8 protein-coding genes are annotated in these 12,322 nt (G+C 53.7%); 2 read left to right on the top strand and 6 right to left on the bottom strand.

Going from position 1 to position 12,322, the window contains the following annotated elements; translation table 11 throughout:
- Window positions 1-10: 10 nt before the first annotated feature.
- The 5 genes from LX87_RS01995 to LX87_RS01975 all read right to left on the bottom strand — a co-directional run bounded on the left by LX87_RS01995 (window position 11) and on the right by LX87_RS01975 (window position 9,155).
- The gene (locus LX87_RS01995) at window positions 11-1,783 is read right to left on the bottom strand and encodes a RagB/SusD family nutrient uptake outer membrane protein (protein WP_111626492.1); all 1,773 of its coding nucleotides are present in this window, start codon (window positions 1,781-1,783) and stop codon (window positions 11-13) included.
- A 27-nt stretch (window positions 1,784-1,810) separates the two neighbouring features.
- Entirely contained in the window at window positions 1,811-4,987 is a 3,177-nt protein-coding gene (locus LX87_RS01990; RefSeq protein WP_111626491.1) for a SusC/RagA family TonB-linked outer membrane protein, read from the bottom strand.
- 493 nt (window positions 4,988-5,480) lie between these two features.
- Window positions 5,481-6,119, bottom strand: coding sequence for a GntR family transcriptional regulator (locus tag LX87_RS01985; protein ID WP_111626490.1), 639 nt, complete (start codon window positions 6,117-6,119; stop codon window positions 5,481-5,483).
- 222 nt (window positions 6,120-6,341) lie between these two features.
- The gene (locus LX87_RS01980; RefSeq protein ID WP_111626489.1) at window positions 6,342-8,120 is read right to left on the bottom strand and encodes an ABC transporter ATP-binding protein; all 1,779 of its coding nucleotides are present in this window, start codon (window positions 8,118-8,120) and stop codon (window positions 6,342-6,344) included.
- Window positions 8,121-8,294: 174 nt separating this feature from the next.
- The gene (locus tag LX87_RS01975) at window positions 8,295-9,155 is read right to left on the bottom strand and encodes a helix-turn-helix domain-containing protein (protein ID WP_310587877.1); all 861 of its coding nucleotides are present in this window, start codon (window positions 9,153-9,155) and stop codon (window positions 8,295-8,297) included.
- Between the two features lie 134 nt (window positions 9,156-9,289).
- Here LX87_RS01975 and LX87_RS01970 point away from each other — a divergent pair, with 134 nt between their 5' ends.
- Window positions 9,290-10,267 (top strand): phytanoyl-CoA dioxygenase family protein, encoded by a 978-nt coding sequence (locus LX87_RS01970; RefSeq protein WP_111626487.1) that lies wholly within the window; start codon window positions 9,290-9,292, stop codon window positions 10,265-10,267.
- Between the two features lie 190 nt (window positions 10,268-10,457).
- On the top strand, window positions 10,458-11,561 hold the full coding sequence (locus LX87_RS01965; RefSeq protein ID WP_111626486.1) for a 3-oxoacyl-[acyl-carrier-protein] synthase III C-terminal domain-containing protein: 1,104 nt from the start codon (window positions 10,458-10,460) through the stop codon (window positions 11,559-11,561).
- A gap of 68 nt (window positions 11,562-11,629) precedes the next feature.
- On the opposite strand, the gene LX87_RS01960 is transcribed toward LX87_RS01965, so the two are convergent.
- Complete coding sequence (locus LX87_RS01960) at window positions 11,630-12,322, bottom strand: LytR/AlgR family response regulator transcription factor (protein WP_170139290.1); 693 nt, start codon at window positions 12,320-12,322, stop codon at window positions 11,630-11,632.

The raw sequence follows: 12,322 nt of genomic DNA, 5'->3' as shown, positions 1-12,322 counted from the left end.
AGTCAGAAAGTTAATAGCCTGGGTTTTGTTTAAGCGTCGGCTGACCGTCTTTCATGCTCAGATCAATCTGGGCCTGCGGGATCGGGTACAGCTCGTTTTTCCCTTTCGTAAAGAAAGCACCTTTCATATAATCCTGGTTGAAATAATTCGGCACGGAAGCTTCGTAATTCAGGTATTTGTTCAGGAGCGTTGCCATAAAGCCGGTGCCCTTGTCGTAGCGTTGCAGATCGAAAAACCGGTGGTGTTCCAGCGCCAGTTCCAGTCGGCGTTCGAAGCGAACGGCCTGACGGGCAAACTCCTGGCCTTTCTGCACAAACTGACCGTTATATAGGCCCACTTTGTAATTGGCCGCCGGTTCGTTGGTAAATCCTTTCAACGGAGCCGCGTTGTCGATGTATTTCTTCACAAAACCCGCCGGATTGGCCGCCCGCGCCCGAATCTGGTTGACGTACGTTTCGGCCTGCGCCAGACTCCCAACCTCCACTTCGACCTCAGCGGCCCACAGCAGTACGTCGGCAAACCGGATCATATTGTAGGGATTGTTGGTATTGGCGTTTTCCCGGTCGGTGGCAATGCGGGCCTGCCAGGCAATGTTTTTGATGACGCTATAGGGGCCACCCGTGTTCTGTTGGCGAATCCAGGCCATACCGGGGTGCAGGCCCCAGTCCAGGTACGGAATGCCGCGTCGGCCCACGTTCCAGTCCAGGCGCGGGTCCAGCGTACCGGTATGGGGTGTAAAGGCTGCGGAGGACGAAATGCCCTGATCGTGCTTGACGGGCGTCTTGTCGTAGGTATCCATCAACGGCAAACCCGTGTTCGGATCGGTCTGGTAAGCGTTGACCAGATCAAACGAGGGCTGCAACCAGCCGTAGCAACAGGAAGGCGGCCCACCGAACGGCCCGTTGTACATATCGGCGCCATTGCCGTTGGCGCCGTTGGCCCGGTCATAGACCGACATCTGCACGGTAAAAACCGCTTCGGGGCCGTGTTTTTTGTCGGTGCGGAAATTATCGAAATACTGTTCGGTCAGGGCGTACTTTTTGCCGTTGGCGGTCACTCCGTTGGCAATGATGTCGGCCAGCAGGGGTTTGGCTTCCGTGTATTTGTGCTGAAACAGGTAGACTTTCGCCATAAAAGCCTTGGCCGCCCATTTATTGGCCCGGCCCACATCGGCTTTGGTGGGGGTCAGATTGTCGGCGGCAAACTGGAAATCGGCTTCAATTTTCGGCCAGATCGGGTCCGTGTTGCTGACGTTGTAATTCCCGGCGTCGTACGTAATGGTTTCGTCCAGATACGGCACATTCCGCCAGTGTTTGGCCGCTTCAAAGTGGTAAACCGCCCGCAAAAACCGGGCTTCGGCCTGGAGTTGCGTAACTTCATCGGCCGATAAGCCGGTTACTTTCGGCAACAGTCGCAACACGTCGTTGGCGCGCTGAACGGCGGCATACAGAAACTGCCACTTCTCGTTAGTCGACGAGGTGGTGGGGTCGTGGGTGTAGGCTTCGTAGGACGCCAGCAAACCGTTGGGCTCGGTGCCGACGTGCGCATCGTCGGAGGCTATGCTGGCCATGACGGTCGGGCTGCTCCAGATGCCCCCGCCGGTAGCCCCCACCCCGTCGAGCAGCGAATAAGCCCCGATCAGTACGCCATTGATGCCGGAGCGGGTCGCCAGCGTTTTTTCGTTGATGGAACCAATCGGTTCTTCTTCCAGAAATTCGTTTTTACAGGCCGAGAAAAATAGAATTAAGCCTGTCAGAATCAGTTTAAAGGAATGTCTTTTCATGATCGCTTGGGTTGAACAGGGCCGGTTTTAGAATGAAAGGTTGACGCCCAGCAGAAACGTCCGCTGGTTGTTGGGATAATTGCCGTAATCGATGCCGAAGTTGGAGCTGCTGCCACCCAGTTCGGGGTCCAGACCAGTGTATTTGGTGATGGTAAACAGATTGGTCGCCTGTCCATAAACGCGCAGCTTCGGAATACCTACTTTCTGCAACACCGACGGTTTCAGCGTATAGCCCAGAATCAGCGACCGCAACCGCAGGTACGAACCGTCTTCCACAAAATAGGAATTGAGGGCGCCCGAGGTGCTCAGCGACGTACCAGTTTCAATTTTCGGTACGGTGGTGTTGGTATTTTCCGGTGTCCAGGCATTCAGCAGCACATTGCTTTTGTTGCCGATATAACCCGCGTAAAAATGGGTATAAGACCGGATGGTATTGACGATTTCGTTGCCCTGCGACCCGTAGAAAATGGTTGAAAAGTCGAAGCCTTTGTAGTTCAGGCCGAGGTTCAGGCCGTAGGTGAAATCCGGATTCGGACTGCCCAGGAACGTACGGTCTTCGGGGGTGATGGCACCATCGCCGTTGACATCGCGGTACCGGAAACGACCGGGGGCGGCTCCACTCTGGGCGGGCGCTTCGGCTACTTCCTGCTCCGAATTAAACAGCCCCAGCACGTCATACCCGAAGAATGAACTGACCGGCTGGCCCTTCTGATTCCGAACCAGCGTGCCCATGCCCTGCAAACTGGCCACGTCGAAATAACCGGGCGTCGGAATGTCAACGGCTACGTTTTTATAGGTGGTGATGTTGGTTCCGACCGAAAATTGCAGATCGCTGGTGATGCGGCCCCGGAAGGTCACCGAAGCGTCCAGACCGGTATTCCGAATGTCACCGATGTTGACGACGGGCGCCGTAGCCCCGCCCACCGTTGCGGGCAGCGGCTGCGTAAACAGCAGACCGTTGATTGATTTCCGGTAGTATTCCACCGACAGATCGAGCTTGTTGTTCAGCAGGGTGGCGTCGAAGCCGATGTTCGACACGACGTTTTCCTCCCAGCCGGTCCGGGAGTTGCCAATCCGGGTTTGAATAAAGCCCTGCCGGACGCTGTTGCTGGTTCCACCGATGTCGTAATAAGCGTTGCCGTACCCACCGCCGTACAGACTAAAGGCGTTTTCCGGACTCACGTTGTTCTGCGAACCCAGCACCCCGTAGCTCCCGCGCACTTTCAGTTCGTTCAGCCAGAGAATGTCTTTCATAAACCGTTCGCCGGTAACGCGCCAGCCGAGCGACACCGAGGGGAAGACGCCAAACCGCATATCGGACCCGAAGCGGGAAGAACCGTCCCGGCGAACCGTAGCCCCCACGAGGTATTTATCGTCAAAGGCGTAATCAACCCGGGCAAACAGCGAGTACAGGCTATTGACAAAGGCGTTGCTGAAGTTGGTCACCCCGGCGGTGCCGTTGCCCAGCACGAGGTAATTGTAATCGGTGGCAAAAAATGCCTGCGAACTTCCGCCAACGCCCCGGCCCGTATTTTTTACGATCTCCGAACCGGCCAGCACCTGAAGGTTATGTTTACCGAACAGATTGCTGTAATTCAGCGTATTGGTCCACATGATGGTACTGCTGTAGCTCGAGCTTTCGCTGTAGCTGTTCGGTGAACTGTTGCCCTGCTTGTTGTCGTACTGGGTAAAGTTGAACGACTGGTTATAACCGTTGGCCACGGTACCGCCGAAGCTCGTGCGGGCGGTAAAATGTTTCAGGAAATCCACCTCGGCATACATATTCCCGACGATGTTCCACGAATGATCGCGGTTGTTGCGGGTGCGCTGCTGCATGGCAACGGGATTCTGGTTACTGCCCAGCGACGGACCGGCAAACGTCCCGCCGTAGTTGCCCATGATGTCGTAGACCGGAATGATCGGCATCATTTTATAAACGGCCGACAGGTTGCCAAACTCCGCCTGATTCCCGAAACTCGGGCTTTGCCGGTAATAGACGTTGGCATTTTCGCCGATGCGGATGTGATCGCCGATTTTAAAGCCGGTATTGATGCGGGCCGAATACCGTTTCAGGTACGTTTCAATCAGCGTGCCCTGCTGGCTGATGTAGTTGACGGAAAACAGGTAATTTGACTTGTCGGTGCCTCCGCTGGCCGTCAGCGTATGATTGGTCATCGGAGCCGGTTTGAACAGCTCGTGAAACCAGTCGGTGCCGGTTTGATTAACCCGCTGAATCAGGTAGTTATTGGCGGTATTGATGGGGTCGAAGCTGTATTTGGCGGGGTCCACGGCGGGATCTCCGGCTTTGGCAACCCCGGCCACACCCGGCCCGGCATACAGATAATCGGGCATTCCGTTAGCAAAAATCGGATTGTTGGGTGTGGCAATCTGCACCACCTTCATAAAATCCTGAGCGTTCAGCAGGTCGAACGGATTACCCGGCAGCGGGCGCTGGGTGCCGTAATAGGCGTCGTAGGTAACCGTTGGACGACCGGATTTCCCCTTTTTGGTCGTAACGACAATAACCCCGTTGGCACCCCGCACCCCGTAAATGGCCGCAGCTCCGGCGTCTTTCAACACCTGAATGGATTCCACATCGTCGGCGCTGATGTTGTTCAGATCGGCCTGAATACCGTCAACAATCACCAGCGGTTGGGTGTCGCCAAAGGATGTAACCCCCCGTACAAAAATCCGGCTGTTGGCCCCCGGTACGCCCGAACTGATGACGTTAACGCCCGAAGCCTGCCCCTGAAGCGCCTGCACCGCCGAACCTGCGGGTACGGATTTGACGGCTTTCATATCGACAATGGCTACCGAACCCGTAATGTCTTTCTTGCGCTGGGCCGAATATCCCGTAACCACAATTTCGTTCAGGGCCTGTACGTCCGCATTTAACTCCATATTGATCGTTGTCTGGTTACCAACGGCTATTTCCTGGCTAACGTAACCGATAAACGAGAAGATGAGAACATCACTGGGTTTGGCGCTGATGGAGAACTGGCCTTCGGCGTTTGTGCTGGTGCCCCGGCTGGTTCCTTTAATCACCACATTGACACCGGGCATCGGTGCCTGTCCGACTTTTTCGCGTACGGTTCCCTGTATTTCGCGGGTATCCTGAGCGGCCAGCTGGCCGAACGTACTAAGCACTAAGGCTATCAGGAGGATAAAAGCCGGTCCTGGCTGGTAAAAGTTCTTTCTTTTCATACGGGAATCAGGTTAAACAGGATTTATGGTACTAATTGATCTGTAATTCAATTTGACTATCAAAACCCCGGGCCAACCCGGATCCGTATGGCTAATGAAAAGCGTAAATTAATTCAGCGGCAATCTGTTAACACGGTCTTCTGCGCGACAGTCCTGAACTTAATTTACTTTCACTGAACCACGCCAATAAGCGTTTTTAAAGAAGTAGTGGAGAATTGCTTGTTTCCAGAATCGCAGGCTTTACCACTGAAACAAGCACTGTACTAAGAATTATGATTACAAAAATAGACAAAATTTGTAAACAAAAAAGTTTGATAAAAATATTTTAATCAACCTTTCAGCCCGCCATAACGAGAATGGCCTAACAACTCCATCGGCACTTTTGGAAGGACGCGACGTAAAAACAGCCAGGAAGCCGGTTCAATACGGAATAAAGGAGAATTTGAGCCACGGTTTTGCCGGTGGCGCATCTGGATTCGTTCAGGGAGGGCAATTAATCCAGGTCCAGAGAAGCGACCTGACCCCGGATGAGGTGTTTGGTAAGTGTTTCTTCGGCCAGTTTAAGGTCTTTTTCTTTCAGGGCTTTCAGAATCTGGCGGTGTTCCATGTCCGTCAGTTCATAGTCATCCATGTGGGTCTGCGATTGCCCTAATTTCTGGTGGAAAAGCGGAATGTTCCCGGCCTGGTAAAGATTACGGAGCTTTTCATTGTTGGCGCTGTCGATGAGGGTTTCATGAAATTTTACGTCGGCTTCACACGCTCCGCCAAAATAACCGCGCTGAATCATGGATGTAAAGTCCTCACATATCCGCTCCAGTTCTTTAATGTGCTGATCATCAATCTTCTGAATGGCCAGACGCAAGGCACCTAGTTCCAGCACTTCCCGCAGCTCACGGATCTCCTGAATGTCGGCAGCCGTTAAGGATTTCACAAAAAAGCCGCCTTTTTCGCCCAGCACCACCAGTTGTTCGCCCAGAAGCCGGGTGAGAGCCTCCCGAATAGCCATGCGGTTTACGTCTAAACGGGTGGCCCAGACATCCTCTTTAAGCCGCATACCAGACACCAACTGGTTGGACAAAATCTTTCTTCTCAGTTCGCTATACGCTTTATTAGCTAGAGAGTCCTCTTTCATCAGGCAGTTATTGTAAACAAATTATATAGAAATGGGTAAACAGGAAGCAAGTGTAAAGGTAATAAATAATACAAGCGCGTCAAATGCCCCACCCTACACGATGAAACTGGCCCTCTACAGAACCTGATTACGGACAAGCACTCAGGCTCTTTTCGCCTGCCATTCGTGAGAGTATGCTGGATGCCGGGTTTTTCAGTGCTTAATGAGTGGAGCAACAAGCGGCTACACCATCGGCACTTTTTCCGTTAGCTCCTGGTCCTGCCGACGTTCGCCAATTTGCTGCCGCCACATCGCATAATACAATCCCTTCTGATCGAGCAGTTCGGCGTGGGTACCGGTTTCGGCAATTTTCCCGCGTTCCAGAACGATGATGCGGTCGGCGTGCATGATGGTCGATAGACGGTGGGCAATCAGGATGGTAATCTGCTCACGCCGGGCCGAGATGCTGCGGACGGTATCGGAAATGGCTTCTTCGGTCAGCGAGTCCAGGGCCGAGGTCGCTTCGTCGAAAATCAGCAGCCGGGGGTGCCGGATCAGGGCACGGGCGATGGAAATCCGCTGTTTTTCGCCCCCCGACAATTTCATTCCACCCTCCCCCAGCACGGTATTGACTCCCTTATCGGAACGCGCAATCAGTTGATCGCAGGAAGCTTTGTGTAACGCTTCCCGAATTTCTTCTTCGGTGGCGTCGGGCTTGACAAACAGCATATTTTCCCGGATCGTACCGGCAAACAGTTGGGTATCCTGCGTCACAAAACCGATCTGCCGACGCATCGGATTGTAGCGAATCTGGCTCGCCGGAACGTCATTGAAGTAAATTTCACCCGAGATGGGTTTGTATAGCCCCAGCAGCAGCTTCACCAGCGTCGATTTGCCCGAACCCGACGGTCCTACAAAGGCGACGGTTTCGCCCATGCCGATCCGGAACGAAATACCGTCCATCGCGTTTTGTTTGGCCGTCTGGTGCCGGAAAACCACGTTCTCAAAGCGCAGGTGTTCCAGTACGCCGAAATCGATGGAATCGTCGGGTCGGCGCTCAATGGGCTTCTGCATCAGGCTATTAAAGGAAGTCAGGGAAGCTTCGGCTTCACGGTAAAACAGGATGATGTTGCCCAAATCCTGCAAGGGGGCAAAAATGGCCGTCGAAATAAACTGCATCGAAATCAGTTCTCCCGTGGTCAGCACATCCCGAAAAATAAGCCAAAGCAGGGCAAACAGAATGGACTGTTTGAGCACATTCAGCGTGGTACCCTGAAAAAACGATAACTGGCGCACCTGCCGCGTTTTCTCCATTTCGAGTTCGTAAATCCGCTGCGTGTATTGCTTCAATCGACGGATTTCCGGAAACGTCAGCCCCAGGCTCCGCACCAGTTCGATGTTACGCAACGATTCGGTAATGGCCCCCGAAAGCTTGACGGTTTGCCGGTTGACCGCCCGCTGTACGGTTTTGATCTGTTTACTAAGCAGCCCGGTCAGCCCGCCCAACACCAGAATACCGATGATAAAAATGGGAATTAGCGCCCAGTGCTTGGTGATGGCGTACCAGATCAGAAACCCCATACCGACGATGGACGAAAACAGCACGTTGATGAAGGCGTTGATAAACTTCTCGGTATCGGTCCGGACTTTTTGCAGTAGCGCCACGGTTTCGCCACTCCGCTGTTCTTCAAACTCCTGAAACGTCAGCCGGAGCGTCTGTTTCAGGCCATCGTTAAACACCTGCGTCCCAAACCGCTGCACCACCAGCCGCATGAAATATTCCTGAAACGACTTGGCCAGCCGCGCCAGCGTAGCAATTCCGACGGCCACCAGCAACCAGAACAAAACGCCCTGCACCAGTTCGTTTTCGGGCCGGACAGCCGGTTTGGTGGCGTATTCGTCGATAATTTTCCCGAAAATCAATGGGTCGATCATCGTCAGAATCTGGCTGATTCCCGCCAGCCCGAGCGAAAAGACGACCATCCAGCGGTGCGGTTTAAGATAGGTCCAAAGAATACGCATAATGTCTCCGCTTCCTTTTACACAAAATAACAAATTCCACCTCTGCCCCAGCCCCGGGTTACACCCGCGGTTATCCAGGAGCAATCCCGGCGGACGCGTCATATAATGACCCGGAAAACGGTGGTTTTGTTATCCGAGTTTACCAATCCGGACAAAAAGGCTTTTTTCAGCCCGCTAACAGTGCTGCTTCTTGAACTGCATGGGATTCAGCCCGGTTAGCTTCTTAAAAATCCGGTTGAAGTACGATAAGCTCTTGAAACCGCTGGCGAAGCAGGCTTCCGTTACGGTTTGATCGGCCAGCAACAACCGCTTAGCTTCCCGAACGCGGTGCTGATTCACAAATTCGGTAAACGTTGTCCGGGTCATCTTTTTGAAATACCGACAGAACGCCGGTACCGTCAGGTGGGTCAGGTCGGCCAGTTCGGCCACCTCGATTTTTCGCCCGTACTGTTCGTCGATGAAGCGGAATATGCGCTGTAACCGTTGCTGTTCTTTGACGTTGTACGGCGACTCAACGGGGCGGCTGTTGAGCAGCGTGTATTCTTCCGAGGTTGCCAGCATCTGGAAAATTTCCAGCAACTCGATCAATTGCCGGAAATGCGATAACTGATGAAACCGTATCAGCCGCTTGCCTACCTGCCGCTTCGTGTTGCCGTGAAAAGCAATCCCCCGTCGCGATTGTTCGAATAGCCGCGCAATGCTGGCCAGCTCCGGCATTTTCTGGAAATTATCACGCAGAAAATCCTCGCGCATCTGAATCACCACCTTCCGGTAGTCGGTCCGGACCCCGTAATCAAAGTTCAGGTGCGGAATATAGGAACCGATAAAAACCAGGTCGCTGCCCTCGTAGCGCGAAAGATGGTCGCCAACGTGCCGGGGGCCGTCGGCGTTTTCGATAAAAACCAGTTCGTATTCCGGATGGAAGTGCCACAGAAAAAAATCGTTCAGATGCGGGGTCAGCAGCAGGCGGAACGAACTATCGGCATCAGCCTGAATCTCTTCCAGATACGCTTTCATGACAAAACGGATTTGCACAAATTTATACAGTTTGCAGGCAAGTACCGGCTATAAATATCAATATTGTTCAAATACTGGCGATTCCGCGTGTAGTCTTGCACGGTATTGATCCCCTACCTTTGTCCTATTCAATCTAAAACCGATACCATTCTATGGAAACCATGACGCCAACCATGAATCCAACGATGATGCCAGACAATGCCCACACAGACATTCCGGGCAATCCGTCGACGGCCACCAGCAGCCACCTGAAACTCAACGACCGCTCGAACGGAAAACCGTTGCGCGTTCTGTCGGAAGACGACTGGAAATTCTGGATCGAGAACGGGTATATCGTTATTAAAAATGCCGTGCCAAAAGAACAGGCCGAACGCCTGGCGCAACTGCTCTGGGAATTTGAGGAAAAAGACCCGAACGATCCCGAAACCTGGTACGCCCCGGCCCGCGCCGAGATGAAAATGAAGGAACTGACCAATAGCGGGATGGTCGAAATCTATAATCACCAGTACCTCTGGGACAACCGGCAGACGCCCCGCGTTTACGATGCGTTTGTGGACATCTGGGGTACCGAAAAACTCTGGGTCACCATCGATCGTGCTAACCTGAACCTCCCCGCCCGACCCGGCTTTGAGTTTAAAGGCTTCATCCACTGGGATTACGATCCGGAAACCAAACCGCAGAACGTACAGGGCGTGCTGGCGCTGGCCGACCAGACCGACGAAAACATGGGCGGTTTTCAATGCATTCCCGAACTGTACCGTACCTACGACACCTGGAAGCTCACCCAACCCGCCGACCGCGACCATTTCAAGCCCGACACCACCGGTTTTGAGTTGGTGAAAGTGAAAATGGAAGCCGGTGATCTGCTGATTTTTAACAGCACACAGCCGCACGGTATCCGCCCGAATCTGTCGGGCAACAAGGTTCGCATTGCGCAGTACATTTCCATGATGCCCGCTCAGGAAGACAACGAAGCCCTACGGCAATGGCGCATCTCCTCCTGGCGCGACCGCAAGGCCCCCGAAGGCTACGCGTTTCCTGGTGATCCGCGCGGCTGGGAGCAAACCCGGTATCAAACCGCCGAATTGAGCGATTTGGGAAAGAAACTGCTGGGGCTGGAAAGATGGTAGAAGGCGTATTGCCGTTATTTTACGGAAAACCGTTTACTCGCTCAAAGGCCGTTTTGCCCGGTTTAAATAAGTAATCAGACACACTGAATAAAAGAGGTAATCCGGCAAAACCGTATGTTGGTATTTTCACGACAAAAGAAATCCCGGTTTTAATGACCGGGATTTCCTGACAATAAACAACATACTACTAATGTCATCTTTACCTTCTCAGCCGCCGGTGCGTCCGGTGCAGCTGGCCATTGCCGGTCTGAGCAGCTACGTTGCCGAACCGACCCCCATCGCTGAATGGGCGGACTCCTTTCAGGTCCCGGACCGTAAAGATCCCTCCAAATACCTGGATGGTCCGATGGTTGAAAAAGTTCTGGGCGTGCGGTCGAAGAGCTGGGCCCCCGACGTTTTTCAGAATCAGGAAGTTGTTACGGAAGTCGCCCGCGAAGCACTGGCCAACGCCCAAATTTCGCCCCGCCAGATCGATGCCGCTATCATTGTCACCTGTTCGCCCTATCAGGTGCTGCTCGATCAGGATGCGTTTTATTTTCTGAAACGTTTACAGATACCGGATTCGGTGGTACCGGTTCAACTGGGTGCGGGTTGCGCCGGAATGGCCCGCGCCATGCAGCTTGCCACGCAACTCGCGGCCGAAAACATTCTGATTGTGGCCTACAGCCTGAGCAGCCTGTATACCCAGACCCCGCTTTACAAACAGAATCCGGTGCATCCGCTGGGGCGCTCGCTCTGGATGTCGTCGGCGCTTTTTTCGGATGGCGCTTCGGCGCTCGTGCTGCGCAAAAACGGCTTCCGGGGCGGACTGGCTTTCTACTCCCGTGATTCGCTGGCCTTTGGTCCGGAAGGCGGTTTTGATGATCCGCTGATTCATTACATGGGTGGCGGGGCGCTGAATCCGCCGGGTCAGGACAAATCAGAAGCGCTTTCCTGCTTCGGCATGGCTGGCGACCGCGTGAAGGAGTATTACATGAAAGGCATGATGCTCAATCATCAGACGTTAATCCAGAACCGCCCGACGTATTTAACCGACGTTCGCAAAATTTACACCCACCAGGCCAGTCCCGTACTGACCAACGGTTTTCTAAACCATCTGATCGAAACCTGCGGCATTCCCCTGTCCAAGTTTGGGGTCAACGTAGAAACCTACGGAAATCTGGTAGCCACCAGCACCGTCAAGCTGCTGCACGACGACCTGACCAACGGTTTGGTCCGGGCGGGCGATGAGATTTGTATCTCCGTGGTGGGCGCCGGACCGGAGCGGGGCGCTTTTATTACCCGAATTGCCTGAGTTGTTTTCCAAATCTAACCGATGAGTGTGTTTAGCCCCTTTTAGCAAGGGGCTTTTTTTGTTTATTCCTACCTGGTTTCTCCATGCTCGATCAGCCAGCGCGCCAGCTGATCGCGGTAAGCCGGACCAATCGGAATGGTCCGCTCCGGCAAGTGCAGATGCGCCCGGCCCACGCGCTGGATGAGCTGCGTATTAACGGCAAACGAGCGATGCACCCGGATGAATTGTCCGGCCGGAAGTAAAGCCAGTAGTTCCGACAGGGTTGTTCGAACCAGAATCGGCCGGCTGCTCTGGTGAACCTTCACGTAATTATCAGCGGCTTCCAGATAGTTGATTGCCTGGGGTTGCAACCCGATCCACTCATAACCATCCTTGACAAAAACCGGTAGCGTCCCCAATGTCCGGGTTTGCAGGCGCTCCTGTGCTTTGCGGCAACTTTGCACAAAACGGTCAAACGCAATGGGTTTCAGCAAATAATCCAGCACGTTCAGTTCGTAACTCCGGAGCGCATGTTCAGAATAGGCCGTCGTGAAAACAACCAGCGATTGACTCCCCAGCGCCTGCGCAAAATCCAGTCCGGTCACAACGGGCATGTTGATATCCAGAAACACCAGATCCACAGGATTGAGCCGCAGGTAGGCAAGCGCCTGAGTGGGGTCGGTGAAGGTCTGCTCCAACTGAACGAACGGAATCCGTTGCGCAAACGTGCGAATGACTTCGAGAGCAACCGGCTCATCATCAACGGCAAGGCAACGGAGCAT

It is taken from the genome of Larkinella arboricola (assembly GCF_003259745.1).
In the GTDB taxonomy this organism is placed as follows: Bacteria; Bacteroidota; Bacteroidia; order Cytophagales; family Spirosomataceae; genus Larkinella; species Larkinella arboricola.
This window is presented reverse-complemented; position numbering and strand designations above follow the sequence as displayed.

Coding starts and splice junctions, on each gene's coding strand:
- LX87_RS01970 (WP_111626487.1), top strand. CDS start 9,290: ATGGAAACCATGACGCCAACCATGAATCCAACGATGATGCCAGACAAT.
- LX87_RS01960 (WP_170139290.1), bottom strand. CDS start 12,322: ATGCTCCGTTGCCTTGCCGTTGATGATGAGCCGGTTGCTCTCGAAGTC.
- LX87_RS01965 (WP_111626486.1), top strand. CDS start 10,458: ATGTCATCTTTACCTTCTCAGCCGCCGGTGCGTCCGGTGCAGCTGGCC.
- LX87_RS01985 (WP_111626490.1), bottom strand. CDS start 6,119: ATGAAAGAGGACTCTCTAGCTAATAAAGCGTATAGCGAACTGAGAAGA.
- LX87_RS01980 (WP_111626489.1), bottom strand. CDS start 8,120: ATGCGTATTCTTTGGACCTATCTTAAACCGCACCGCTGGATGGTCGTC.
- LX87_RS01990 (WP_111626491.1), bottom strand. CDS start 4,987: ATGAAAAGAAAGAACTTTTACCAGCCAGGACCGGCTTTTATCCTCCTG.
- LX87_RS01995 (WP_111626492.1), bottom strand. CDS start 1,783: ATGAAAAGACATTCCTTTAAACTGATTCTGACAGGCTTAATTCTATTT.